At 56.5% G+C, this 24,196-nt stretch carries 25 protein-coding genes; 16 read left to right on the plus strand and 9 right to left on the minus strand.

Annotated features, from left to right (window positions below; genetic code table 11):
* The first annotated feature begins 180 nt into the window (after positions 1-180).
* A complete protein-coding gene (locus HHI26_RS18310) occupies positions 181-1,086 on the plus strand; it encodes a siderophore-interacting protein (RefSeq protein ID WP_159337725.1) in 906 nt (301 codons plus the stop codon).
* Positions 1,087-1,093: 7 nt separating this feature from the next.
* Here the strand turns inward: HHI26_RS18310 and HHI26_RS18315 are convergent, their stop codons facing one another.
* The gene (locus tag HHI26_RS18315; RefSeq protein ID WP_133844438.1) at positions 1,094-2,005 is read right to left on the minus strand and encodes a LysR family transcriptional regulator; all 912 of its coding nucleotides are present in this window, start codon (positions 2,003-2,005) and stop codon (positions 1,094-1,096) included.
* A gap of 204 nt (positions 2,006-2,209) precedes the next feature.
* Between HHI26_RS18315 and HHI26_RS18320 the strand changes: the two genes are divergently transcribed.
* From HHI26_RS18320 to HHI26_RS18340, 5 genes are all read left to right on the plus strand, one after another.
* Complete coding sequence (locus HHI26_RS18320; protein WP_133844436.1) at positions 2,210-2,542, plus strand: helix-turn-helix domain-containing protein; 333 nt, start codon at positions 2,210-2,212, stop codon at positions 2,540-2,542.
* A gap of 13 nt (positions 2,543-2,555) precedes the next feature.
* Positions 2,556-2,774, plus strand: a complete 219-nt coding sequence (locus HHI26_RS18325; protein WP_133844434.1) for a hypothetical protein — start codon at positions 2,556-2,558, stop codon at positions 2,772-2,774.
* A gap of 93 nt (positions 2,775-2,867) precedes the next feature.
* On the plus strand, positions 2,868-3,134 hold the full coding sequence (locus HHI26_RS18330) for a type II toxin-antitoxin system ParD family antitoxin (protein ID WP_133844432.1): 267 nt from the start codon (positions 2,868-2,870) through the stop codon (positions 3,132-3,134).
* Positions 3,112-3,417 (plus strand): type II toxin-antitoxin system RelE/ParE family toxin, encoded by a 306-nt coding sequence (locus tag HHI26_RS18335; RefSeq protein ID WP_133844430.1) that lies wholly within the window; start codon positions 3,112-3,114, stop codon positions 3,415-3,417. Before HHI26_RS18330 ends, HHI26_RS18335 begins: the two co-directional genes overlap by 23 nt.
* Before the next feature lie 130 nt (positions 3,418-3,547).
* A complete protein-coding gene (locus HHI26_RS18340) occupies positions 3,548-4,045 on the plus strand; it encodes a TIGR00645 family protein (protein WP_133844428.1) in 498 nt (165 codons plus the stop codon).
* 78 nt (positions 4,046-4,123) lie between these two features.
* On the opposite strand, the gene HHI26_RS18345 is transcribed toward HHI26_RS18340, so the two are convergent.
* Complete coding sequence (locus HHI26_RS18345; protein ID WP_133844426.1) at positions 4,124-4,795, minus strand: TerC family protein; 672 nt, start codon at positions 4,793-4,795, stop codon at positions 4,124-4,126.
* 48 nt (positions 4,796-4,843) lie between these two features.
* A complete protein-coding gene (locus tag HHI26_RS18350) occupies positions 4,844-6,820 on the minus strand; it encodes a sigma 54-interacting transcriptional regulator (protein ID WP_171149476.1) in 1,977 nt (658 codons plus the stop codon).
* A 193-nt stretch (positions 6,821-7,013) separates the two neighbouring features.
* On the opposite strand from HHI26_RS18350, the gene HHI26_RS18355 reads away from it, so the two are divergent.
* The 4 genes from HHI26_RS18355 to HHI26_RS18370 all read left to right on the plus strand — a co-directional run bounded on the left by HHI26_RS18355 (position 7,014) and on the right by HHI26_RS18370 (position 10,934).
* Positions 7,014-8,033, plus strand: coding sequence for a Gfo/Idh/MocA family oxidoreductase (locus tag HHI26_RS18355; RefSeq protein ID WP_171149477.1), 1,020 nt, complete (start codon positions 7,014-7,016; stop codon positions 8,031-8,033).
* Positions 8,034-8,038: 5 nt separating this feature from the next.
* Positions 8,039-8,815, plus strand: coding sequence for a TIM barrel protein (locus HHI26_RS18360; protein ID WP_171149478.1), 777 nt, complete (start codon positions 8,039-8,041; stop codon positions 8,813-8,815).
* A 110-nt stretch (positions 8,816-8,925) separates the two neighbouring features.
* Positions 8,926-9,849 (plus strand): substrate-binding domain-containing protein, encoded by a 924-nt coding sequence (locus HHI26_RS18365; protein WP_159337734.1) that lies wholly within the window; start codon positions 8,926-8,928, stop codon positions 9,847-9,849.
* Positions 9,850-10,079: 230 nt separating this feature from the next.
* Positions 10,080-10,934 (plus strand): alpha/beta hydrolase, encoded by an 855-nt coding sequence (locus tag HHI26_RS18370; RefSeq protein ID WP_159337736.1) that lies wholly within the window; start codon positions 10,080-10,082, stop codon positions 10,932-10,934.
* 203 nt (positions 10,935-11,137) lie between these two features.
* Here the strand turns inward: HHI26_RS18370 and HHI26_RS18375 are convergent, their stop codons facing one another.
* Positions 11,138-11,956: an alpha/beta hydrolase gene (locus HHI26_RS18375; protein WP_133844415.1), complete on the minus strand. Its 819-nt coding sequence runs from the start codon at positions 11,954-11,956 to the stop codon at positions 11,138-11,140.
* Positions 11,957-12,126: 170 nt separating this feature from the next.
* On the opposite strand from HHI26_RS18375, the gene HHI26_RS25630 reads away from it, so the two are divergent.
* Together HHI26_RS25630 and HHI26_RS18380 are read left to right on the plus strand one after the other, a co-directional pair.
* Positions 12,127-12,252, plus strand: coding sequence for a hypothetical protein (locus tag HHI26_RS25630; protein ID WP_259152251.1), 126 nt, complete (start codon positions 12,127-12,129; stop codon positions 12,250-12,252).
* Between the two features lie 2 nt (positions 12,253-12,254).
* Positions 12,255-13,832 carry an MFS transporter gene (locus HHI26_RS18380; protein ID WP_133844413.1) on the plus strand — a complete coding sequence of 526 codons (1,578 nt, stop codon included), beginning with the start codon at positions 12,255-12,257 and terminating at the stop codon, positions 13,830-13,832.
* A 118-nt stretch (positions 13,833-13,950) separates the two neighbouring features.
* Here the strand turns inward: HHI26_RS18380 and HHI26_RS18385 are convergent, their stop codons facing one another.
* A complete protein-coding gene (locus HHI26_RS18385) occupies positions 13,951-14,487 on the minus strand; it encodes a MarR family transcriptional regulator (protein WP_133844411.1) in 537 nt (178 codons plus the stop codon).
* Positions 14,488-14,549: 62 nt separating this feature from the next.
* Between HHI26_RS18385 and HHI26_RS18390 the strand changes: the two genes are divergently transcribed.
* On the plus strand, positions 14,550-15,422 hold the full coding sequence (locus HHI26_RS18390) for an EamA family transporter (RefSeq protein ID WP_171149479.1): 873 nt from the start codon (positions 14,550-14,552) through the stop codon (positions 15,420-15,422).
* 42 nt (positions 15,423-15,464) lie between these two features.
* On the opposite strand, the gene HHI26_RS18395 is transcribed toward HHI26_RS18390, so the two are convergent.
* The gene (locus HHI26_RS18395; protein WP_133844407.1) at positions 15,465-16,373 is read right to left on the minus strand and encodes a LysR family transcriptional regulator; all 909 of its coding nucleotides are present in this window, start codon (positions 16,371-16,373) and stop codon (positions 15,465-15,467) included.
* Between the two features lie 130 nt (positions 16,374-16,503).
* Here HHI26_RS18395 and HHI26_RS18400 point away from each other — a divergent pair, with 130 nt between their 5' ends.
* From HHI26_RS18400 to HHI26_RS18410, 3 genes are read left to right on the plus strand one after another with little or no spacing between them, the layout of a single operon-like run.
* On the plus strand, positions 16,504-17,145 hold the full coding sequence (locus HHI26_RS18400) for a hydrolase (RefSeq protein ID WP_133844405.1): 642 nt from the start codon (positions 16,504-16,506) through the stop codon (positions 17,143-17,145).
* A gap of 40 nt (positions 17,146-17,185) precedes the next feature.
* Entirely contained in the window at positions 17,186-17,770 is a 585-nt protein-coding gene (locus HHI26_RS18405) for an antibiotic biosynthesis monooxygenase (protein ID WP_133844403.1), read from the plus strand.
* Positions 17,760-19,631 (plus strand): amidohydrolase, encoded by a 1,872-nt coding sequence (locus HHI26_RS18410; RefSeq protein ID WP_171149480.1) that lies wholly within the window; start codon positions 17,760-17,762, stop codon positions 19,629-19,631. Before HHI26_RS18405 ends, HHI26_RS18410 begins: the two co-directional genes overlap by 11 nt.
* 65 nt (positions 19,632-19,696) lie before the next feature.
* On the opposite strand, the gene HHI26_RS18415 is transcribed toward HHI26_RS18410, so the two are convergent.
* The 3 genes from HHI26_RS18415 to HHI26_RS18425 all read right to left on the minus strand — a co-directional run bounded on the left by HHI26_RS18415 (position 19,697) and on the right by HHI26_RS18425 (position 24,110).
* Entirely contained in the window at positions 19,697-20,557 is an 861-nt protein-coding gene (locus tag HHI26_RS18415) for a hypothetical protein (protein ID WP_167864220.1), read from the minus strand.
* A gap of 23 nt (positions 20,558-20,580) precedes the next feature.
* Entirely contained in the window at positions 20,581-21,558 is a 978-nt protein-coding gene (locus tag HHI26_RS18420) for a hypothetical protein (protein ID WP_133844399.1), read from the minus strand.
* A gap of 179 nt (positions 21,559-21,737) precedes the next feature.
* Positions 21,738-24,110, minus strand: a complete 2,373-nt coding sequence (locus HHI26_RS18425) for a membrane-bound PQQ-dependent dehydrogenase, glucose/quinate/shikimate family (protein ID WP_171149481.1) — start codon at positions 24,108-24,110, stop codon at positions 21,738-21,740.
* Positions 24,111-24,196 lie beyond the last annotated feature (86 nt).

Genomic DNA, 24,196 nt, shown 5'->3' on the forward strand with positions numbered 1-24,196 from the left:
CATTTACCACAGGGAAAGCGCTACGTTGACGGCTTTTTGCGCCGGGATCAATCCGTTATTCCATGAGGGTGATGTAAAGAAGCCTCGTTCTCATTCTCATTATCATCTGGCTTTGCTATTCTTGCCGACCTTATGTGCGTTATCACACGTGCGCGGCTTTCAGGTTTACAAGGCGGGTTTATGGCGAGTGTTCAGGGTTATCGCTTGTTTAATGTAGTGCTGGCGCGTAAGCAGGTACTTTCTCCTTCGATGCTGTGCTGCGTATTCAGCGGTGATGACGTGCGTCAGATGAAAATGGATGCACCGGATCAGCGGATAAAACTGCTGTTTCCTTCCCTCAACGGCACGCCCTCAACGTTGACCGATGAGGGTGATAAAACCTGGTGGGAAACAGCCCGCGCGATGCCGCAGGATATCCGTCCGATTGCCCGTACCTATACCCTTCGTCACGTCAATGCTGATGCCGGAGAAGTAGAAGTCGAGTTTGTGATGCACGGTACCGAAGGCCCGGCTTCGGCCTGGGCGCTGAATGCTGAGCCGGGTGCAGCGCTGCAAATGGTGGCACCAAATCGCGCCTGCCCGACCAGCAGCGGTGGCTACGAGTGGGACCCGCACCCTGACGTGGAGCGCGCGCTGGTCGTTGCAGATGAAACGGCACTCCCGGCGGCGAAAGCGATCCTTGAACAGCTGGCTGGCTGGAGCAACCCGCCGCAGTTACAGATGTTCCTGGAAATGCCGAAACGCGGCGACTGTGTTGATCTCAGCCACTATACTTTTGCCGACATCCACTGGCTGCCGCGTGAAGAAACCGGTGCCTCTCATGGTGAAGCGTTACTGCAGGCGGTGCAGCAGCGGGTGATGCTGCCGGAAAGTGCGTTGGTGCGCGGTGAGCTGCATGAAGAGAAGGATGGCGATATCCTCTGGGACCGTGCCGATAGCGGAGATAAACGCTTTCATGGCTGGGTTGCTGCCGAGTCCAGCGCCGTTAAACAACTGCGCCGCTATCTGATTGGTGAGCGCGGCCTGTCGCCGGAGTGCATCAGTTTTATGGCCTACTGGAGCCGTGGCCCGCGCCGCAACGACTAACCCTCTGTTACCGGCGGACCATCAGCAATGGGCTGACGTTTTTCAGCAGGTTATAGAACCAGGTTTTGGCAGTGATATCCCCGATCTCGGTGTGCCCGTACAGGTACACCTCAAGATTCGGTAGCTCAAACGGCAGTTCGATGATGCGCCCGTTGCCTCGTGCGACATAGATTTTCGCCGCGCTGGAGGGCAGCGTCACCAGCAGTTCGCTGGAGGCAATCAGCTCGCCCAGCGCCGCAAAGTGCGGGACTTCCAGTGCAATGCGGCGCTCATAGCCATACTCTTTTATCCGCTCTTCCACCATATAATGCCCGCTGATGGTCGACACAATAATGTGTTGTTCCTCCAGGTAGGCATCCAGCGTCAGGGTGTCGCCAATGCGCGGGTGCTGGTCGTTCAACAGGCAGACATAACACTCGTCCATAATCCGGTCACGCTGCGCCAGCGAAATACTCTCGTTACGGCTGCACAGCGCGGCATCGACCTTTCCGGTCAGCAACCATTCATCCAGTTTTCGCATCTCTACCGGGATCACCTCCAGCTGCACGTTAGGGGCAACGGCGCGCAGATGTTTCACCAGACCGGGTAGCAACAGCAGTTCGCCAAGGTCAGAGAGGGCGAGACGAAATTTGTGAAAGGATGTGTCCGGAGAGAAGCTGCGGGTGTCTGCCACCGCCTTCTCAATGCCACTGAGAGACTTTTTAAAAACCGTATAGAGCTGACTGGCGGTGGGAGTCGGTTGCATCCCTTTACGGCTGCGTTTAAACAGCTCGTTACCCGTCGCAACCCGCAGCCGGGCTAGGGCATAGCTGGCAGAGGGCTGAGTAATGAACAAACGTTCGGCAGCCCCGCTGACACTTTGGGTTTCATAAATGGCGATAAATACCCGCACCAGGTTGAGATCCATGTTAGCTGGCATATAGCCCTTATCTATTATCAAAGATTTATATTATCTATTTGAACTATTTTAAGCGGTCTAATACCATCCCTTCCACGTTTTTTTGATATGTTCTCCCTTTTTTTTCATATCGTAATTACTTCAATAAAATCAAAATAATAAATAACTTCCTTGTTCTTTTAAGGCAGGAGTGGGCGTCATGCGCCCGTCATCGCGGAGCTAAAAATGAAAAATGAAATCGTGGACGTTATCGTCGACTGGATCGACGATCACTTAGAAGAAGGCCTCAATATTGAAGCCGTGGCGGCAAAATCTGGCTATTCGAAGTGGCACCTGCAACGTGCGTTTAAAGAGCAAAGGGGCATCACCCTGGCGACGTTTATTCGCAGCCGCCGTCTTGATCAGGCTGCACGCTGCCTGGTCAGTTCGACCAAAAGCATTATGGCGATCTCGATGGACCTCGGTTTCTCTTCCCAGCAGTGCTTCCAGCGGGTGTTTAAAAAGCACTTCAATGTTACCCCGCGCGATTACCGCATTCAGTTCCGTCAATATCATTAAGTCCGGAGGACCCGTGCGCCAGTTGACTAAAATGGCCGCCGTGCTGGCGGTGCTGTCTCTTCATCCTTTCACCCAGGCCTTTGCGGCAAGTCAGCCACAGCTTACGATGCAGACCGACAGCGGTCAGGGCAGCCCGTTCGGCTATGAGCGCCAGATGAAAAAGATGATGCGCCCGATTAACGATTTGCTGCCACAGGGCAGTAATGAAGAGGCGCTGCCGGTCCGGGAATAATATAGGATCTGTGCGGATTTATCAGCACAGGGCTGGATGTCTGAAGAGTAGTCAGTTAGATTTGTAAGAACTAATCTTACAGAGCGGAATGCAATGGCCAGAACCATGACAGTGGATTTAGGTGACGAGCTGCGCGGGTATGTTGAATCTCTGATTGAATCGGGTGATTACAGAACGCAAAGTGAAGTGATTCGTGAGTCGTTACGATTGCTCAGAGAGCAACAGGCACAATCGAAACTTGCGCAATTAAGATTGCTCCTCGCCGAGGGATTAGAGAGTGGCGTTCCGCAGGAGTGGGATCGCAATGCCTTTATCAGGGAAGTGAAGGGAAAACGCCATGACTCAGGGAAAACGGATTAAGCTCACGCCCAAAGCGCGGGACGATCTCAAAGATATCTTTAGCTATGGCGTGAGTCACTATGGAGAGGTAGCCGCTGATGCTTATATTGATCGTATTTTCACTGCACTGGATATGCTAAAGCACCATGAAATTGGTCAGCGGCGTGCAGAAGTTGGCGAAAATATGTTCTCTTTAGTGGCGGCAGAACATCTTCTTTTTTTCAGACCAGAATACGAAGATATTCTGGTTGTCAGAGTGTTGCATCATTCACGGGATGTAAAGCGACAACAACATTGGTTCTGATTCTTGCCCCTTCATTGATGTTCTCAACGTAAAGTCGCTTAAATTCTGTTGTTTTAAGCGCGCATGCCTTGAAAAAGTCTATCAGCCATCGGGTATACTGTTCGCCCTGTTGAATTGTGAACTGGATGCTATGGAACGTTTCGTCGAAAACCTGATTTACTCTGCGCGCTGGCTGCTGGCACCGATTTACCTCGGACTGTCGCTGGGGTTAGTGGCGCTGGCCATTAAGTTTTTCCAGGAGCTGATCCATCTGCTGCCACACGTGCTTGAGATGTCGGAAAATGACATGGTGCTGGTGCTGCTTTCGATGATCGACATGACGCTGGTTGGTGGTCTGCTGGTGATGGTGATGCTCTCCGGCTACGAAAATTTTGTCTCTAAGCTGGATATTGATGAGAACAGAGAGAAGCTTAACTGGCTGGGCAAGATGGATTCGGGGTCGCTGAAAAATAAGGTTGCGGCATCGATTGTGGCCATCTCCTCTATCCATCTGCTGCGGGTGTTTATGGATGCGAAGAATATCCCGGATAACAAGCTACTGTGGTACGTGATTATTCATCTGACGTTTGTGCTGTCGGCGTTTGTGATGGGGTATCTGGATAGCATGTCGAAGAAAGAGAAGATTTAAGCTCAGGCGTAAAACGTTTTGTTTCCCGCTCTGCGGGCTGACCCTTTTTCCGGTCGGCCCGCAACATCGATACCACCGTTATGACTTAACCTGAACCCGCCGTCTTGCTACACCGTACCCCACCACTAACAATGCCCCAATGGTCCCGGCAATCCAGTGCAGATGCGGGATCGCAGCGGTATAACGCAGCAGTGCCGGGTCAGTGACCAGCATACTGCCCGCAATCCAGCCAATCAGTGCTCCGCCGAGCGTGACGATAAACGGGAAGCGCGTCAGCAGCGTCAGTACCAGTTTGCTGCCCATGACAATAATCGGAATACTGATCAACACCCCGAACGACACCAGCCAGACGTTGCCTTTACCCGCTGCGGCCACGGCCAGCACGTTATCCAGCGACATCACCACATCGGCCAGCGTAATGGTCAGCACGGTTTTCCACAGACGGTTATCGCCATTGATGTTGGCTTCTTCCTCTTCACTGCCGACCAGCTTAAAGCCAATCCACAGCAACAGCAGGCCTCCGACGATCTTCAGCCACGGCAGCGCCAGCAGGTGAACGGCAATAATCAGCAGCACAACGCGGGCAACAATCGCCCCGAGCGTGCCGAGAATAATCGCTTTTTTCTGCATGTGCGGTGGCAGTTTACGGCAGGCGAGGGCGATAACGACGGCGTTATCGCCACCCAGTAACAGATCAATTAATACGATTTGTAGCAGGATAACGGCAAAATCAAGATGTTCGAACCACATAAGCACTCAGTCAACACAGCGAAAGGGTCACCGCAGTGACCGAAGCGATCAGCGGCGAAACTCGTCAGCACTGATCTGATATTTCTTCAGTTTATTATATAACCCGGCGCGTGACAGCCCCATTAACTGAGCTGCCTGGCGCAGATTGCCGTTCAGTGCATCCAGCGTGCTAATAATATGCGCGCGCTCATTCACATCAAGCCGAACGGCCTGCTGCGGCTCCGCGGGATGGGCCGCATGGGTGGAGGACGTGCGCCGGATGACTTCATCGGGCAGATCCGGCACATCAATAAACAGTCCGTCGTTCATATTGATCACCCGCTCAACAATGTTCTCCAGCTCACGGACGTTACCCGGCCAGTGGTAGTGGCTTAAAGCGTCCATTGCCCCGGCGGTAAACTGCACGTTGATCTTTTTCAGCTGGGTGCAGACTTTTTCGCGGAACCACTCGGTGAGCGCCGGAATATCGCTGCTGCGTTCGCGCAGGGCGGGAATGGGAATAGAAATCACGTTCAGGCGGTAGTAGAGGTCGCGGCGAAACGCGCCGGTTTCCACTGCCCGGATCAGATTGCAGTTGGTGGCAGCGATAATACGGACATTGACTTTCACCGGCTGCGACGCGCCAATGCGCACCACTTCACTCTCCTGCAATACGCGCAGCAGGCTGGTCTGCGCTTCCAGCGGCATATCGCCAATTTCATCAAGAAACAGCGTCCCGCCTTCTGCCAGTTCGAACTTACCTGCGGCACCGCCGCGCCGCGATCCGGTAAACGCACCGTCCATATAACCAAACAGCTCACTCTGTACCAGATCGCGCGGCAGCGCACCGCAGTTAACAGCAATAAAAGGCTCGCCGCAACGCAGGCTGCCGTTATGGATCGCCTGAGCAAACAGCTCCTTGCCGGTGCCGCTCTCTCCGGTGAGTAACACGGTGCTGTCGCTGCGACAGCAGCTACGGGCTTTATCCATCGCGACCTGCAAAGCCGGTGCGCTGCCGCACAGCATATCAAAGGTATAGCTGGCGCTCGCCCCCATCACCCGGCGGGTAATGGCGCGGATACGCTGATTCTCTCGCAGGGCGATAATCTTACCGCCGCCTGGCGCGGGCATCACCGATACCAGGCAGCAGACGCGCTGATTCTCGGCAGGGCTGAAGACGATTTCGCGGTCGTTGCAGAAGGTCATGGTCGCCAGGCACGTATGTTCCGGGTTCAGTACCGCATCCACTTGATGGCCGGCGCGTGCCAGTCCGTGGAAGATCTGTCGGGCATAGCGGTTGATGGTTTTGATCACCCCTGAGCGATCGAGCACGATCACCCCTTCGTTCAGCGTTTCGAGGATCGACTTCTGCTCCGCCAGCAACGCACGCAGGATCAGCTGCTGGCCGATCGCTTCGGCGGCCGCCTGCACGGTACCGAGAGTATGGTAGTGGAAATTGTCCTGGCTGGCGGTCAGCGTCAGTACGCCGATCATCCGTCCCTCAGCATCGCGGATGGGCGCGGCAGCACATTGCAGATGGCGCTCACGCAAGGCCGCTTTCCAGTTTTCACCGTTGAGCATATACACCAGCCGCTGCTGTTTCAGGCAGCGCGCGGTACAGTTGGTGCCCATCTCTGATTCGGTCAGGATGCTGCCTATCGGGGTCAGATCGCGACCGCAGCAGGAGAGCGTAACCCCCTGCGCATTGGTCAGATTAATGTGGCCGTCCGGGTTATAGGCCAGCAGATTTTCCATAATGCTGCCCGCCACCTCAATCAGCTCGGCATTGTCGGCCAGAATCTGTTTGACCCGTTCCTCGGGTGGGAAGGTGTAAGCAAAATACGCAGGATCGATCCCGGCAGCACGGCTGCTTTTCCATGAACTGAGGACATCCGGGCGGACAAACTCCGGCTCGCGCCCGGCATCAAAATCCCGCCTCGCCTGTTCCAGCAGGCTGTCCCAGCGGCTGGCTTCACTGCCCGCAGGCAGGCTTAGTTGTCCATCACACTCTGCGTTGATCGCACCGGCTAACGTCGGTTGATTCATTTTGCTTCCCTCCCACTAATGGAATGTCCATTTTATAGACATGTTAAGTTGACATGTTTTTTTTGTGTGCATTTTGTGATCGCGACAGGAAGAGAAAGGCACGCCCTGCAGTGTTCCGCACTCTGGCATAGGGTTTGCTTATGTCTGTTTAACGACAAAAAAACAGTCAGCCAGCCACCTGAAGGGGAACAAGATGTCAGTAACAAAACAGATCGTGCGTGTGGGGTTAATCGGAGCAGGGCGCATGGGGAGCTTCCATGCGACCTCGTTGGCGCAAAAGGTTCCGGGGGCGGTGCTGGCCGCGGTGGCCGATCCCGTGCCGGGAGCTGCGCAGCGTCTGGCGGAGAAGCTGGGTGCGGGCAAATATTATAGCGAGCCCCAGTTGATGCTCGACGATCCTGACATTGATGCGGTGCTGATCGCGACACCGGCACGGACGCATGCGGAGCTGGTGGCCGCGGCTGCCCGGGCCGGGAAACATGTTTTCTGTGAAAAACCGATGGCCATCACGCTCGAAGAGGCTGACCACGCGATTGCTGCCGCGAAAACAGCGGGCGTGGTGTTGCAGGTGGGCTTTAACCGCCGTTTTGCTAACGGCTTCGCCGCCGCGCTGGACGCAATCAAAAAGGGTGAGATCGGCACGCCGCAGCTGATCCGTTCCCTGACCCGCGACCCTTCTCCATTGCGTGACCCGAGCGGCATCCCGCCGTGGACTATCTATCTGGAAACGCTGATCCACGATTTTGACACGCTGCTGCACTGCAACCCCGGCGCGAAACCGGTGGAAGTGTATGCCATTGCTGACGCGCTGGTGCGCCCGGACTTCAAAGACAAAGGGCTGCTGGATACCTCGGTGGTGACCATTCGTTTCGATAACGGCGCGATTGCCGTCGCGGATGCCAGTTTTGAAGCTGTCTATGGTTATGACGTACGTGCGGAAGTCTTCGGCAGTAACGGCATGTTCCAGATGGGCAATATTAACGTCAATAACTGTGTGCGCTACGGCGCTGCCGGAATTGCCATTGAGACCTCCCGTCAGGATACCGACCTGCTGGCCGATGCCTACATTGCCGAACTGACCGAGTTTGTCCGCTGTGCCGCCAGCGGTGAAATCCCACGCGCCACCGGCGAAGATGCGCGTAATGCGCTGGAAATCGCGCTGGCCTGTATTGCCTCTGTTCAGCAGGGCAAACCGATTCAATTACGAGGATAACAACGATGTCGGATTATCGTCTTTCGGTCTCAGCCGAAATGGTTTTTCTGGATTTACCCTTTATCGAACGTGTGAAGCTTATTCATCAACTGGGTTTTGGCGTTGAAATCTGGCACTGGAACAATAAAGACATCGATGCGCTGGTTGCAACGGGGGCGAGTTTTACCTCCATGACCGGCTACCTGACCGGCAATCTGACGGACGATGACGAGATCGCCAACCTGTTAAGCAGCGCCGAAGAGTCGCTGGCCGTGGCAGCACGTCTTAATTGCCCGAGCCTGAACCTGCACGGCACCGGCCTGGATAATCAGGGGCTGCCCGTCAAGCCCGTGGAGATTGTCACTGGCCCGATGTGGGTAAAAGCCGTGCGTACGCTGGAAAAATTAGCCGCATTGGGTGAGAAAGCCGGGCGCGTATTTACTCTGGAAAATCTCAACCTTGCCGTTGACCATCCGGGCACGCCGTTTGCCAAAGCCGCCGATACGCTGGCGCTGGTGGAGGCGGTAAACAGCCCGTATCTGAAAATGAATCTTGACCTGTACCACGCGCAGATCGGCGAAGGCAATCTGATCGAACTGGTGCAGCGCAGTGGCGATGCGATTGGTGAAATCCAGGTCGCTGACGTACCGGGCCGCTGTGAGCCGGGGACAGGTGAGATTAACTACCGTGCAGTGGCGAAAGCCCTGCGGGCCATGAATTATCGGGGGGTCATTGCACTTGAAGGCTGGGCGTCAGGGGACAGCGAAGCGGCCCTGGCAAGCTTTAAAGCGCACTTTGATTAATTAAACATGATGCGGCCAGCCCTGGCCGCTTTTTTTTCAGGAGGACCTGCACCGTTCATTCTTTTCACTACTCAAAATAATAACTTACCTACACCTACAGGAATCCATCCATGAACGTGAATAAAATCGCACTGTTGATTGGTGCTCTTGCACTGGCACCCGCTTCCCAGGCAAAAGATCTGCGTATCGGTGTTGCACTGGCGAACTTCGATCTTAACTTTGTCTCCATTCTGCGTACGCAGATGGCGAAAGAGATGGAAAAAGAGAAGATCCAGGGACAGTTTGAAGATGCTAAAGGTGATATCGCGGTACAGGTACAGCAGGTTGAGAACTTTATTAACCAGGGCGTGGACGCCATCATCCTCAATCCGGTGGATACCCAGGGAGTAAAACCGATGATGGAGGCGGCAAAACGCGCCAATATTCCGCTGATTTTTGTTAACCGTAAACCGGAAGTCGAACTGAGCGGAAAGATGGCTTATGTTGGCTCCGATTCGCTGCTGGGCGGGCGCATGGAGATGGAAGCGCTGGCGAAAAAAATGAACTACAAAGGGAATGTCGCCATTCTGATGGGCGCCCTGTCGGCAGAAGAAGCACGTCAGCGCACCAAAGCCACGGAAGATGTCATCGCCAAATATAAAGAGATGAAAGTGGTTGAGAAGCAGTCTGCCCAGTGGATGCGTAACGAAGCCGTGGATGTCACTTCCGGCTGGTTGCTGTCCGGCAATAAGATCGATGCGATTGCTGCTAACAACGATGAAATGGCGATTGGCGCAATCATGGCGCTGAACCAGAGCGGCAAGAAAGATATCCTGGTCGCCGGGATCGACGGCACCCCGGATGCGCTGCAATTTATTAAAAACGGCAAACTGGCATTAACCGTTTTCCAGGATGCCGCAGGTCAGGGTAAAGGCGCGGTTACCATGGCAAAACAGGTCATTGACGGCAAAAATGGCGACAAGTTTATGTGGATCCCGTATCAGGTGATCACCAAAGATAACTACGAAGCCTTTGTCAGCAAAAACGTGAAATAATTCCCGCCGGGCCCTGGCCCCCAGGGCCCGCTAGACACCTTCCTGACTATTTTCCATTCCGTGATGAAAAAAGTGTGATCTCAGTGGCATTTTCTTTTCGATATGCATACTATTTCGCCACTGAGCCTATTCCTTAGTGGCTTAACAATACCTTCCCTGTTTTCTGCTGAGAATGTTGGACATGCATCTTGATTAGTCGCCGTCGGTTCATCCTGGGCACCGGCGCGTTTATGCTTGCCATGAGCACCGATAAGCTGTTCGCCCGTCAGGACTTTTTCCCGCTATGGCCGGACGAACCGCCAGGCGGCGGCGGCCCGACGGGAGCGCTGCGCATTTCTGCGAATGGATCGTGGTCAAACATTGTCAGCCCGGGCATTCAGCGCTTTGTGCCGGAGAATCCTAACGGTAAGGCGGTACTGATCGCCGCTGGCGGTGGCTATCGCTGGATTGGCATGGGCCGGGAAGGGTGGCCGGTGGCGCGCTGGCTGAACAGCAAAGGCTATACCGCCTATGTGCTCAGCTATCGTCTGCCGGGCGAACACTGGCAGGATGGCAACCGCGTGGCGTTTCAGGATGCACAGCGGGCGATTCGCCTGGTGCGTTCAATGGAAAACAATGTGCACCTGCTTGGCTTCTCGGCGGGCGGGCATATGCTGGGTCTGGCGGCTGCGCGCCCGGATTACGCATCCTATGCTCCGCAGGATGCGATTGACCAGATTGTCCCCAAAGCTGACAGCGTGGGGCTGATTTACCCGGTGATCACCCTCGAACCCCCTTACACGCACACCAATACACATCTGTCGCTGGTGGGCAATCATCCGTCCCCGGCGGAAGAGGCCAACTGGTCAGTACAGAACTATGTCACCCGTGCTTACCCGCCCTTGTTCCTCGCTCAGGCGGAAGATGACCGTACCTCAGACCCGGAAAACAGCGTGATCATGCACGATATCTGCCGCAAGGCCGGGGTTTCGGTGCAGATGATCCGTATTTCGCAGGGGGGGCATGGTTTTGGCCTTGGCAAGGCAGGAACGCCTGCCGCCATCTGGGATGAGGCCTATGCCGTGTGGCTGGCGGCGCGCAGCTGATGCGGGTCAGGCATGCCTGACCCCTACGTATTACCCTGCAAAGTAGGGGCGGGGCATGCTGACCCCTACGTATGACCCTGCAAAGTAGGGGCGGGGCATGCTGACCCCTACGTATGACCCTGCAAAGTAGGGGCGGGGCATGCTGACCCCTACGTATTACCCTGCAAAGTGTAGGGGCGGGGCATGCCCCGCCTGCGATAATATCACCGCTGCAAAAACGCCAGCAGATCCTGATTTAACTGATCCTGATGGGTCACAGCAAAGCCGTGCGGCGCGTCGTCGTACACTTTCAGCTCCGATCCGGGGATCATCGCGGCAGCCAGTTTACCGGTGGCTTCAAACGGCACAATCTGGTCGTTACTGCCGTGGATCACCAGCGTTGGCACGGTCACTTTCGCGATATCGCCACGGAAATCAGTCTCTTCAAACGCCGTCACGCAGTCAATAGTGCCTTTCAGCGACGCCAGCAGCGCGATATTCAGCGTCTGGGCCAGCACGCCGTCGGAAATTGTTTGCCCGGCGTTAATGCCGTAGAACGGCGTGGCAAAGTCTTTGATAAACTGCGCACGATCCTTGCGTAATCCATCACGAATACCGTCAAATACCGCTTTTTCCACTCCTTCAGGATGGTCGTCCGTCTTACCGAAGATCGGCGTCACCGCCCCCAGCAGCACCAGCCCGCTGACGCGCTCACTGCCGTAGCGACCGATATAGCGCGACACATCGCCGCCGCCCATTGAAAAGCCCACCAGCGTAATGTCATGCAGATCAAGGTGCTGGATCAGGTCGTTGATGTCTGACGCAAAGGTATCGTAGTTGTACCCTTCCCACGGTTGGTCAGAGCGGCCAAAGCCACGGCGGTCAAAGGCGATAACGCGGTAGCCGCGTTCGGCAAGAAAATTCATCTGACTGTCCCACATATCGGCATCCAGCGGCCAGCCGTGGCTGAACAGGACCGGCTTACCCGTGCCCCAGTCTTTGAAATAAATTTGCGTGCCGTCCTGCGTAGTGAATGTGCTCATTTCTGTTTCCTCGAAGGTGGATGACGTGATGTTGTGACTAACAAAAAAATCTTAACGAGTTGCCCAGTTCTTTCCGCTATCAGCAAATTCTAGTCGCCATTAGTCTTGTTTCCAGCAGCGAAACACTCGCTCACTACATCGCTTACTGATAACGAAAAGAGGAATTGACCATGTCTACATTCGACCTACTGGACCCACAGAACACGTACGACGACGTGATGGATCGAGTGCGTGAGCACAGCGGTGCGTACGGCATGGGCGAACAGGCGGCTGCTGCACTTCGTCCTGGAGCCTGACCATGAAGACAACGTCATCCGGTGCTTTTGCGCCGCTTAAGCAAGGGCTGTTTGCGGTGATCTGGGCCGCGACCATCCTCGGCAATACCGGCAGTTTTATGCGCGATGTTGCCAGTTCATGGCTGGTGACCGGGCTGTCATCTAACCCGGCGGCTGTCGCACTGATGCAGACTGCCGCCACCTTACCGATTTTCCTGCTGGCAATCCCGGCCGGGGTGCTGTCCGATATTCTTGATCGCCGTCGCCTGCTGATTTTTGTCCAGCTGCTGCTGGCCAGCGTCAGCGGTACGCTGCTGATCCTCTCGCATAATAATCTGCTGACCGTCGAGTATCTGGTGGCACTGACCTTTATTGGCGGTATCGGCGCTGCGCTGATGGGCCCGGCCTGGCAGGCGATTGTGCCGGAGCTGGTGCCTCGTCCGCAGTTGAAGAATGCGGTGGCGCTTAACTCGCTGGGGATCAATATCGCCCGTGCAGTGGGCCCGGCAACCGGCGGTCTGCTGCTGGCAGCACTCGGTGCCTGGGCAGCCTACGGGGCGGATGTCCTGAGCTATGTGTTCGTTATCGCTGCGCTGATCTGGTGGAAGCGGCCGCATAAAGCGAAAAATGAGCTGTCTGAACATTTCTTCGGGGCGTTCCGTGCGGGCATTCGCTACGTCAAAGCCAGCCGTGAATTGCACCGGGTGCTGGTGCGCACCGCGATTTACTTCTTCTTTGCCAGCGCCATTTGGGCACTGCTGCCGTTGGTGGCGCGTCATTTGTTACAGGGCAGCGCCGGGTTTTACGGCACGCTGCTGGGCGCGGTTGGTATCGGGGCGATTACCGGGGCGCTGCTGCTGCCTGTCCTGCGTCAGCGGATGAACGTTGACGGGTTAATGCTGCTGTCGGCGGGGCTTTCCGCGCTGGTGATGGTGGTCATTGCCCTGCTGCCGATCAAAGCGCTGGCTCTGCCGCTAATGGTGCTGCTGGGCATCAGCTGGATTATTGCGCTGACCTCACTGAACGGTGTGGCGCAGGCGGTGCTGCCCGACTGGGTGCGGGGTCGCGGTCTGGCGGTCTATCTGATGATTTTCAACGGTGCTATGGCCGCAGGCAGCCTGTTCTGGGGGCTGGTGGCACAGGAAACCGGCCTGGTGGGAACCCTGCTGATTGCCGCTCTGGCGCTGACGCTTTCCGCGCTGTTGTGTCTGCGCCTTAAACTTCCGGCAGGCGAGGCTGACCTACAACCGTCCGGTCACTGGGATCAGCCCGCGTTAGAAACACCCGTCACGGCAGATCGTGGCCCGGTGATGATTCAGATTGAGTACCAGGTCGCACCCGAAGATCGTCCGGCGTTTCTGGCAGAGATTAAAAACCTGTCGCTTACCCGCCGCCGTGATGGGGCTTACGCCTGGGGCATTGCCGAGCACAGCCACGATGCCACCACGCTGATCGAGTGGTTCCTGGTGGAGTCCTGGCATGAGCATCTGCGTCAGCATCAGCGCGTCTCCCATGCCGATGCGGATTTACAAAGCAGCGTGACCCGTTTCCATCAGGGAGAGGAAAAACCGTTGGTCAGGCACTTTATTTCGCTGGGCTGAAGGGCAGTGATCTCGCAGCGATCAACGAACAGCGCAGGCTCCCACTCCCCACCGACAGAGTCGATATGACTGACTGCATGATAATCATCCCTCCAGGGCCGTTATTGCGGCCCTTTTGTTACGTCTTGTTCGTATTATCCTGCTGGCACTCTAACGCCTGCATCAGCTGAGAGAGAGACGCATCAAGACTCGCCAGCACCTCCGCGGGCAACACCGATAGCATCTGACGTTCGTTCTCAACATGCGGCCCCACGGCGCGTTCAATCAGTTCCAGCCCCTCGGGTGTGAGCTGCACCAGGGTGCTGCGTGCATCTTGCTGGCTGGCTGTACGCATTATCAGCCCCCGGGTTTCCAGCCGCTTCAGGCGGTGGGTCATGGTGCCCGATGTCACCATCAATGTGGAGAATAGTGCGGTCGGGCTGAGGCAATAAGGTGCGCCAGAACGACGCAACGTGGCCAGCATATCGAACTCCCAGCTCACTAAATCAAAGCGGGCAAAACCCACTTCCAACTGCTGCTCAAGCAGGATGGCACAACGCTTTATTCGTCCGATCGGCCCCATCGGGCTGGCATCCAGATCGGGGCGTTCGCGCCGCCATTGTTCGAGAATGATATCGACCGCATCACGCGGCGTTGGAGGGGTTCGATTATTCATTTGCCTTGACTTCAAGATAGTTGATCAACAGAATCATAATATCTTGAATTGAAGGTAATGTCATGAACACTACACCCTCTTTGCGCTACTGGCGCGATGTCTTGCTGACCGCCCTGGCGCCTGCCATCTGGGGCTCCACCTATATTGTGACCTCTGAACTTCTGCCACCCGATCGGCCATTCACCGCGGCATTAATCCGCGTGTTGCCCGCAGGCCTGTTGCTGCTGCTTTTCACGCGACAGATGCCCGCCCGGCGTGACGTGTGGCGGTTGATCGTGCTCAGTGCCTTAAACATTGGTGTCTTCCAGGCTCTGCTGTTTGTCGCGGCCTATCGCCTGCCCGGTGGCCTGGCTGCGGTGCTGGGCGCTATCCAGCCGTTGCTGGTGATGGTGCTGGTCTGGGCGGTGGATCGCCGATCACCGGCACAAGCCACACTGTGGTCCGCGGTGGCGGGAGTGGTGGGAATGGCCGTGTTGCTGCTCTCGCCACAGACGGTGTTCGAACCCCTCGGCATGGCAGCGGCATTCCTGGGCGCCGCCTGCATGGCGACAGGTGTCTGGCTGACGCGCCGCTGGCGAGTGGATCTCCCCGTGCTGTCGCTCACCGGCTGGCAGTTAGTGATTGGTGGGTTGATGCTGGCGCCCGTGGCGTGGCAGATCGATGCGCCACTGCCGGAACTGACTCTGACGCAGTGGGCCGCCTACAGCTATCTCAGCCTGGCCGGGGCACTGCTCGCCTATTCACTCTGGTTCCGCGGTGTGGCCCGTTTGCCGACGGTGGCCGTGGCTTCGTTAGGTTTACTTAGCCCGCTGGCTGCCGTGGTACTGGGCTGGGCGTTACTGGGGCAATCCATCACCGGTACGGCGTTACTGGGGCTGGTTGTCGTGCTGGCGAGCGTATTTGCCGTGCAGTGGACAACCACACGCGCCCGCTAAGAGCGGCAAAGGCTGATGCCCGGGTGACCCCGGGCGCAGTATTCACTCCGCGGCATACACGCTGCGAATACCCTCGAAGTTCTGGAGCCGCTCACGCCACCACATGGCCGCATTCCCGGTGGCGCTGTCGCTCCAGGCCAGAAATGCCTGGTCACGCCGGGTTTCACTGTCCAGCTGGCGTTCGACCAGCGCGCCGCTTTCCAGATGCGGGGCCGCCAGATAGCGCGGGAGATAGCCGCAGCCCAGCCCGTCCACCTGTGCCTGCAGTTTATCGCTGAAACTGTGCACGCTGAGAATCGGCTGCTCATCCAGTACGCGTAAATCGGTGCCTTCGGCATGGCGTGAGCTGTCGTGGACCACTACCGCGCGGTACTGGCGGATCTGCTCGCGCAATAATGGGGCAGGCAGCGCCGCCAGCGGGTGATGGGGCGCAATGGCGAAGGCATATTCCAGCCAGCCAACCGGCACACAGCTGACACCGCTGTGGCGCACCGGTTCCTGAACCGCGCCGAATACAATATCGGCCAGCCCATAACTCAGCGCCTCCCAGCAGCCCGCCAGCACATCCTGGCGGAACAGCAACTGAGTATGATGATGCTCCTGATAAAACGCATCAATCAGGCCAGAGAGCAGGGAAAACGGCACCGAAGCATCAAGGCTGATCGTGAGCTTACTTTCCCAGCCGCTTTCCACATACTGCGCCTGCTGCTCAAGCTCCCCCACGGCGCGCAAAAGAATGCGACCTTTTTCCAGCATTAAGCGCCCGGTGGGGGTAAATGTTGCACGATGACCGGAGCGATCCAGCAGCGTGATATTCAAATCGCTTTCCATCTTTTGCACCGTGTAACTCAGCGCAGAGGCGGTTTTAAACAGCCTGGCCGCCGCTGCGGCAAAGGTTCCGTGTCGGTCCAGTGCATCCAGAATCAGCAGCGCTTCAAGGTTTAATCGCATGGTTTTCCCCAAACCCAAAATTTGTTTAACAACAACCTCAATTCTTTCCGTTATCAACCCGGGCGGCCATTTCGTATTGTGTTAACACGCAAGACAAACCCGAAACCTGAAACGTAAAAGGAATAAAAAAATGTCTAAATTCGACCTGCTGGACCCACAGAACTCCACCCTGATTTTCATCGACCATCAGCCGCAGATGTCCTTCGGTGTTGCCAACATCGATCGTCAGCAGCTTAAAAATAACACCGTTGCTTTGGCAAAAGCAGGAAAGATTTTTAACGTGCCGACGATTTACACCTCGGTGGAAACCGAAAGCTTCAGCGGCTATATCTGGCCGGAGCTGCTGGCAGTGCACCCGGAGTCTACGCCGATTGAGCGTACCTCGATGAACTCCTGGGAAGATGAAGCGTTCGTGAAGGCAGTGAAGGCCACCGGGCGTAAGAAGCTGATTATCTCGGCCCTGTGGACCGAAGTGTGCCTGACTTTCCCGGCGCTGATGGCGATGAAAGAGGGCTTCGAAGTTTACGTGGTGACCGATACGTCCGGCGGCACCAGCGTGGATGCGCACGAGCGCTCTATCGACCGTATGGTGCAGGCGGGCGCGATCCCGGTGACCTGGCAGCAGGTGTTGCTGGAGTACCAGCGCGACTGGTCACGTAAAGAGACGTACGACGACGTGATGGATCTGGTGCGCGAGCACAGCGGAGCGTACGGCATGGGCGTGGATTACGCCTACACGATGGTACACAACGCCCCGGCCCGCAAAGCCTGATGGCCTGGCCCCCCTGGCGGGGGGCATTAAGGAGAACGTCGTGGATTACCCCCATCAGCCTGAACACATTACCCTGGTGATTACGCATCGCCTGCTGCCCGCGAAGCAAGACGACTATCAACGCTGGCTGGAAACTATTTTACCGCAGGCGGCGCTGTTCCCCGGTCATCTTGGCGTGAATGTACTGCGCCCGGTACACGGTGAAATGACCTGGACGATACTGGTCAGATTCGACAACCTGGATAATCTTTATCAGTGGCTTAACTCGCCACAGCGGGCGGCGCGTGTGGGAGAGCTGGCGGGGATGCTGGCGGGGCAGGAGCATATTGAGATGCGCCCCGGGGCGGCGTTCTGGTTTACCCCGGCCGAGCCGGGACGGGCAGCACCGAAACAGTGGAAACAGTTTCTGGTGACGCTGGTGGTGATTTTTCCCTCCACTAATCTGGTTCCCTGGTTTTGGGGGGCGTTGCTGCCCGCCAGTAAAGGAACGCTGTGGGGACACTTTCTTAACGATGCCTGCGTGGTTGGCCTGGTGGTATATCTGTGGATGCCGGCGATAACGCGCTTATTAAACGACTGGTTGTCCCCGCGCGGGAAAACCAGCCTGGAGAGTAATGATGAATAATGCCTCATTGATTCTGACCAACGGTAAATTCCATACGGTTGACCGTGAAAACCCACTGGCGACGGCGGTAGCGATTAAAGAGGGTAAGTTCCTGGCCGTAGGCAGCGAAGCAGAAGTGATGCAGTTTGCCGGGGATGACACAAAGCGGGTGGATCTGAAAGGCCACACCGGTATCCCGGGGCTGAACGACTCGCATCTGCATTTGATCCGCGGCGGGCTGAACTACAACCTTGAGCTGCGCTGGGAAGGCGTGCCGTCGCTGGCCGATGCTTTACGTATGCTGAAAGAGCAGGCGCTGCGTACGCCAAATCCACAGTGGGTGCGTGTGGTCGGTGGCTGGAACGAGTTCCAGTTTGCCGAGCGCCGTATGCCAACGCTGGATGAAATCAATGAAGCCGCACCGGACACGCCGGTCTTTATTCTGCACCTCTACGATCGTGCGCTGCTGAACCGTGCCGCCCTGCGTGTGGTGGGTTATACCAAAGATACGCCAAACCCACCGGGCGGCGAGATCCAGCGCGACGGTAACGGCAACCCGACCGGGATGCTGATTGCCCGTCCTAACGCGATGCTGCTGTACTCCACGCTGGCAAAAGGGCCGAAGCTGCCGCTGGAACAGCAGGTGAACTCCACCCGCCAGTTTATGCGCGAGCTGAACCGTCTGGGCCTGACCAGCGCCATTGATGCAGGCGGCGGTTTCCAGAACTACCCGGATGATTACGAGGTGATCAGCGAACTGCACGAGAAAAAGCAGCTGACGGTACGCATTGCCTACAACCTGTTTACTCAGCGACCGGGTCACGAGCTGGAAGATTTTGAACGCTGGACCGATATGCTGAAACCGGGGCAGGGCACAGACTTTTATCGCCATAACGGCGCGGGCGAGATGCTGGTGTTCTCGGCCGCTGACTTTGAAGACTTTCTGGAGCCGCGTCCGGACCTGGCACCCGGAATGGAAGATGAGCTGGAGCGTGTGGTACGTCACCTGGTCGAACACCGCTGGCCGTTCCGTCTGCACGCCACCTATAACGAATCGATCAGCCGTATGCTGAACGTGTTCGAGAAGGTTAACCGGGAGATTCCGTTCAACGGTCTGCACTGGATTTTTGACCACGCAGAGACCATTACCGAAGCCAATATCGAGCGGGTTAAAGCGCTGGGCGGCGGGATTGCGGTCCAGCATCGCATGGCGTTTCAGGGCGAATATTTTGCCGAGCGCTACGGTCATGAAGCGGTGAAGCAAACGCCTCCTGTGGCGAAAATGCTGGAAGCGGGGGTGCCGGTTGGTCTGGGCACGGATGCCACCCGAGTGGCCAGTTACAACCCGTGGACGGCGCTCTACTGGCTGGTGTCTGGCCGCACCGTGGGCGGTATGGCGATGTATGACGTCAATGCTCGTCTGGACCGTGAAACGGCGCTGATGCTGTGGACGCAGGGCAGCGCCTGGTTTTCCAGCGAGCAGGGGAAAAAAGGGCAGATCAAAGTGGGGCAACTGGCTGACCTGGCAATCCTGTCACAGGATTATTTCAGCGTGCACGAAGAGGCGATCAAAAGCATTGAGTCGGTGCTGACCGTGGTGAATGGCGACGTGGTGTATGCCGCAGGCAGTTTCAGCCCGTTGTCACCGCCGCTGATACCGGTCTTGCCGGAATGGTCTCCGGTCGTGACCACACCAGGCCATTACCGCAGTGCGCCACCGCTGGCGAATGGTCGCGTGGCCTTTGCCTCACAGCCGCACCAGTGCAGCGGACCTTGTGGTGTGCACAGTCATTCGCATGATGTCGCGCGCCGTTCCAGCGTGCCGGTATCCGATGACAATGCCTTCTGGGGGGCGCTGGGCTGTTCCTGCTTTGCGTTCTGATCGCAGGGGGTCAGGCATGCCTGACCCCTACATTGACCTGCTAATCACAGGTTCCTGTCACGGGCTTAGGGCACACTCAGTGCACGAATCACCGGGTCGCGATAGTTCTCATCAATCCTGATGCCTGCCGCGCGCAGTCGTGCTTCCTGCTGCGCACGCTGTGTGGCCATCTTTTTCAGTAATGCAGGCAGCAGGGTTTTCCAGCGGTGGCGATCCTCATACTTGAAGTAATCCTGGTACGTCTGTTCCTCACTACGGAACGCCAGGGTGAACAGATAAGTGCCGCGCTCGGCGGGCGCGGTTTTACTGTTCTCACGCTGTGCGCTGAGGGTCAGGTATTCGTTACCACGATAAAAATACCAGTCCGCTAAAAACGGCAGTGCCAGCCACTGGGCGTTATTGAGGTGGGATGACGGATCGTTAAACGGTGTCGAAAGGCTGGAAGCGGTCATCACCTGTTCAATCCGCATGGCATTAGCCACTTCAGACCCCGGAAGACGCGGTTCATTCTGGGTGATAAAACGCTGCCAACCGGCAGCCTGAAGGCGGCCGACCAGTTGATAGAACCACACCCTGCTATCCGCCAGCAGGCTGTCTTCCGGCAGGCCGAGAGGGTAAATATTGATTTCATCAAAACGATCGTGGTTCTCTTTGTAGACCGGGGCGGAAAAAGAGAACACACCATTGATGGTGAAAGAGCGATCGCCGCCGAGGATCAGATTGAGGGTATTGCCGCTTTTCGAGGGCTTGGTGAAATTATACCAGCACATCGTGTCATCGCAGTCGCGGGTGAGATCCTTGCCTAATGCCGCCTGCATCGGTTCGATACTGTCGCCCAGCCACACCTTTACGGTGCGGGTCACTGGCGTACTGGCGTTATCACACCCCGACAGTAGCACCAGCAGAAAAAGCAGTAACGATTTCACTGTCCAGCCTCCCTGTCTGATCATCAGCGCTGCTCTAGTTTCAGCAGTTTTAACAGCTCTTTGTCATTGAGATGAAACGCCAGTTTTTCAGGTAAGGGGCGTTCAAAGTCGCGTAGGTCACTCAATTCATAGAAAAAATTGTTGCTGTAGAATGCATTAATCGCGGCCAGCTCGGGCATGAGATCCAGCATCGGGGTGGCGGTGTTGTAGCCCGATCGCACCCGGGCCAGCGACTCGAGGGGAGAACTGCATGCGGCGCATCCCAGATTCACCCCTTTTGCCCACAGTCGGTAAGCGTCTAAACGATGTCCCTGCATCCATGCCAGCTTGCCAAGGCTGGCATACGCTGGGGCATAACCCTGTTTAACGGCACATTCCAGCATCGCTTTGCCGATCGGATGCAGCTCTCTGGCCTGCGGAACAATGGTCCCACCGGCCAGGTCCATCGCCTGCGGGCTGCCGTGATCGACCGCCGCTGACAGCAGCGTATACATGGTGTTGTAATCACGGCCATACAGTGAGGCAGCATAGTCAGACATGGCAATGGGGATACCCTGTTGAATCATCTTTTGCAGGGTGGCACTGGCCTGTGTTGCGGCCTCAGGGGTGGCCGGATAACGCAGCGTCCAGAGAGTATCAAGGTAAACCGCTTTCCAACTGCCGGCCTTCACCGCGGCTGCCAGCAGGTCTTCGCGTTTTTTTCGATGCCCGGCATCCAGCCAGAAGTTTTCCACCGGGTCGCCCTCTGCTGCATAGTCCACCAGCTGGCGGAAGGCCGCGGCTGCCGCGGGGCTTTCCTTCGGCGTGGCGTCCTTCTCCGTGCGGCAGATAAATTTTTTATCTTTAAATTCTGCCAGCAAATGCGGTTCAGGGGAGAGTTGATCCGAACTGCCATAGACGGGGGGCAAGTGATTGAAGTCTTCTAATGATTTTGCCGATGCGCTGGCACAGAACGCAAGCAGGCCGGAAAACACCAAAGCAGAAAGCGAAACGAGTTTCATTGAGTCCCTTTAAGCGGGCCTGGCGTATTGGCTGGCCCGTCAGAATACGCGACACTGCACGCAAAATGGCAATAATCCATTAGAGCATTGTTCGACTCAGGGGGCTATCAGACCCATAAAAAAACAGGCCAGCAATCGCTGGCCTGTTTCGTTCTTACCGGGTTCAGAATGCGTCAGGCTTATGGCAGCGCGTAAGCAATCACATCATCACCACGGTTGTCGTTAGTGCCGGTGCGCGTAGCGCCGCCTGCGACTACGACCACGTACTGCTTACCGTCTTCCGCGATATAGGTCATCGGTGCGCCCTGTCCGCCAACGGGCAGACGGCCACGCCACAACTCTTTACCGGTGTTGTTATCCAGCGCACGAACGAAGTAGTCCAGCGAGCCGTGGAAGAAGGTCAGGCCACCTTTTGTCACCAGCGGGCCACCCATGGTTGGCATACCCAGTGGGATATCCAGACCCGGTGCCACGCCATTGATTGGCGCATCTTTAATGCTGCCCATCGGCATCTGCCAGCGGGTTTTGCCGGTTGCCAGATCGATAGCGGTCATCGAACCAAACGGCGGTTTGAAGCAAGGAATGCCCAGTGGCGACATAAACATCGAACGCTCCACGCCCCACGGCGTACCCAGCTGTTTGGAGTACTCGCCCTCGGTGCTGGCTTTCATCCCTTTCTTCTCGGCATCTTCACGTTTAATAAATTTGCCCCACTGCGCCATACGAATATCGTTGACGATCAGCGTACCGGTAGACGGGTCAATCGCCCCGCCGCCCCAGTTGAAGCCACCGTAGTAGCCCGGGTAAATCAGGGTGCGTTTTTTGTCAGAGAGCGGAGTGAACTCGCCTTCCCAACGCATCTCTTTAAACTGCACGCGGCAGTAAAGCTGGTCAAAGATGGAAGCGCCCCACATGTCAGATTCTTTCAACGCGGCGGTGCCCACGGAGATCGCCGAGTACGGCTGAGTTGCCGCCACTTTCATGCCCGGCATCGCGTCGGTAGAGACGTTACGTTCCTCAACCTGCACCACTGGCTTACCGGTACGACGGTCAAGCACGAAGATCTGGCCACGTTTGGTCAACTGGATCAGCACTGGCGTGGTGGTGCCATCTTTGCCCGGCATATCGTAGAGGATCGGCTGGGAAGAGACGTCATAGTCAAACTGGTCGTGATTGGCGGTACGGAAATGCCAGATCTCTTTACCGGTTTTCAGTTCAACGGCAACGATAGCGTCATTGTATTCATCAGAATAGTCATGACGGTTACCGGTCCAGAAGTCAGGCGTCTGGTTACCCGTAGGGAAGTAGGCAATGCCCAGCTTCGCATCATAGGCCGCCGTACCCCAGAAGTTCGGGGTTTCAATGGCGTAGGTCTGGCCTTCCGGCAGCGGAGAGCTGTCTTTCGCGCCACGGGATGCATCCCATGCCCAGAGGATTTTGCCGCTGCGGGCGTCGAAGCCACGCACCACGCCGGAGGCTTCACCGGTGGTCAGGTTATCGTTCAGCTTACCGCCGACCATCACCACGCCATCAGCCACCAGCGGCGCAGACGTCAGATAGTAAGAGCCATGCGCCGTTGGGCCAAGGCCGTTCAGCAGGTTCACAAAGCCGTTGTCACCGAAGCTAGTGTCCAGCTTGCCGGTTTCGGCATCCAGCGAGAAGATGCGGCCATCAACGGTGGTGCTGATAATGCGTTTGTTACCGGCAATCGCAGGCGGAGTGCCATCCTGTTGTGCCGGGCTTAGCTCGGTATATGCCACGCCACGGCAGCGTTTCCACTGCTTGTTACCCTCGGTTTCTTCGATTTTTGGATCGAAGCGCCACTTCTCTTTCCCGGTGACCGGGTCAAGTGCAATGACTTTGTTCAGCGGGGTACACAGGTACATGGTGTTACCGACTTTCAGTGGCGTAACCTGATATTCGGAGCCGTTAATCGCCAGATCGCCCGTGTGATACGTCCAGGCAACCTTCAGATCTTTCACGTTAGTGGTATTGATCTGGTTGAACTGCGCGAAACGTTGACCACCGGTATTACGACCATAGGCCGCCCAGTCGTTGCCGCTGTCGTCAGCTGCTTTTTCATCCAGAACGGTGGCAGGCTCGCCGCTGGCTTCCACTTCCGGATGGATACGGAACATGTTGGCAAAAATCGCCACGATAGCGATAGCCAGTACCACGGAGAAACCGCCTGCCACTTTGCAGCCGATGACGCGGGTCTGGTCTTTTTTGCGCAACAGCGGGGCACACAGCGTGGCCAGCAATGCGACAACCAGGAAGGTGACGGTACGCGGCACTAACTGCCAGAAGTCAGTACCGACTTCACTGAATGCCCAGATCAGGCTGACAATCAGTAATGCCCAGGCGAGATACAGCGCCCAGCCATTTCTCCTGACCAGTCCCAGACCGGTGGCGGCCATCGCCAGGCCGGCAGGGAGGTAGAACCAGGACCCCTTCAGGGTGATCAGGTAGATACCGCCACCGGCAAGGGACAGGCCCAGAAGTACCAGGGCTATCCCGATGATAGTAACCAGAATATTGCGACTGTTTTTCATGATGAGATATTTTCCATACTGAACAATTCCTTTTCAGGACGATAGGTGAATCGACTCTTGCCCGACATCAATGAAGAAATATTTAA

The sequence above is a fragment of the Erwinia sp. JH02 genome, assembly GCF_013074405.1.
Taxonomy (GTDB): domain Bacteria; phylum Pseudomonadota; class Gammaproteobacteria; order Enterobacterales; family Enterobacteriaceae; genus Erwinia; species Erwinia rhapontici.

What these genes read in the sequence shown, in the direction of transcription:
- HHI26_RS18310 (WP_159337725.1), top strand. Translation starts at nt 181, where the DNA reads ATGGCGAGTGTTCAGGGTTATCGCTTGTTTAATGTAGTGCTGGCGCGT.
- HHI26_RS18315 (WP_133844438.1), bottom strand. Translation starts at nt 2,005, where the DNA reads ATGCCAGCTAACATGGATCTCAACCTGGTGCGGGTATTTATCGCCATT.
- HHI26_RS18320 (WP_133844436.1), top strand. Translation starts at nt 2,210, where the DNA reads ATGAAAAATGAAATCGTGGACGTTATCGTCGACTGGATCGACGATCAC.
- HHI26_RS18330 (WP_133844432.1), top strand. Translation starts at nt 2,868, where the DNA reads ATGGCCAGAACCATGACAGTGGATTTAGGTGACGAGCTGCGCGGGTAT.
- HHI26_RS18335 (WP_133844430.1), top strand. Translation starts at nt 3,112, where the DNA reads ATGACTCAGGGAAAACGGATTAAGCTCACGCCCAAAGCGCGGGACGAT.
- HHI26_RS18340 (WP_133844428.1), top strand. Translation starts at nt 3,548, where the DNA reads ATGGAACGTTTCGTCGAAAACCTGATTTACTCTGCGCGCTGGCTGCTG.
- HHI26_RS18345 (WP_133844426.1), bottom strand. Translation starts at nt 4,795, where the DNA reads ATGTGGTTCGAACATCTTGATTTTGCCGTTATCCTGCTACAAATCGTA.
- HHI26_RS18350 (WP_171149476.1), bottom strand. Translation starts at nt 6,820, where the DNA reads ATGAATCAACCGACGTTAGCCGGTGCGATCAACGCAGAGTGTGATGGA.
- HHI26_RS18355 (WP_171149477.1), top strand. Translation starts at nt 7,014, where the DNA reads ATGTCAGTAACAAAACAGATCGTGCGTGTGGGGTTAATCGGAGCAGGG.
- HHI26_RS18360 (WP_171149478.1), top strand. Translation starts at nt 8,039, where the DNA reads ATGTCGGATTATCGTCTTTCGGTCTCAGCCGAAATGGTTTTTCTGGAT.
- HHI26_RS18365 (WP_159337734.1), top strand. Translation starts at nt 8,926, where the DNA reads ATGAACGTGAATAAAATCGCACTGTTGATTGGTGCTCTTGCACTGGCA.
- HHI26_RS18370 (WP_159337736.1), top strand. Translation starts at nt 10,080, where the DNA reads ATGCTTGCCATGAGCACCGATAAGCTGTTCGCCCGTCAGGACTTTTTC.
- HHI26_RS18375 (WP_133844415.1), bottom strand. Translation starts at nt 11,956, where the DNA reads ATGAGCACATTCACTACGCAGGACGGCACGCAAATTTATTTCAAAGAC.
- HHI26_RS25630 (WP_259152251.1), top strand. Translation starts at nt 12,127, where the DNA reads ATGTCTACATTCGACCTACTGGACCCACAGAACACGTACGACGACGTG.
- HHI26_RS18380 (WP_133844413.1), top strand. Translation starts at nt 12,255, where the DNA reads ATGAAGACAACGTCATCCGGTGCTTTTGCGCCGCTTAAGCAAGGGCTG.
- HHI26_RS18385 (WP_133844411.1), bottom strand. Translation starts at nt 14,487, where the DNA reads ATGAATAATCGAACCCCTCCAACGCCGCGTGATGCGGTCGATATCATT.
- HHI26_RS18390 (WP_171149479.1), top strand. Translation starts at nt 14,550, where the DNA reads ATGAACACTACACCCTCTTTGCGCTACTGGCGCGATGTCTTGCTGACC.
- HHI26_RS18395 (WP_133844407.1), bottom strand. Translation starts at nt 16,373, where the DNA reads ATGCGATTAAACCTTGAAGCGCTGCTGATTCTGGATGCACTGGACCGA.
- HHI26_RS18400 (WP_133844405.1), top strand. Translation starts at nt 16,504, where the DNA reads ATGTCTAAATTCGACCTGCTGGACCCACAGAACTCCACCCTGATTTTC.
- HHI26_RS18410 (WP_171149480.1), top strand. Translation starts at nt 17,760, where the DNA reads ATGATGAATAATGCCTCATTGATTCTGACCAACGGTAAATTCCATACG.
- HHI26_RS18420 (WP_133844399.1), bottom strand. Translation starts at nt 21,558, where the DNA reads ATGAAACTCGTTTCGCTTTCTGCTTTGGTGTTTTCCGGCCTGCTTGCG.
- HHI26_RS18425 (WP_171149481.1), bottom strand. Translation starts at nt 24,110, where the DNA reads ATGAAAAACAGTCGCAATATTCTGGTTACTATCATCGGGATAGCCCTG.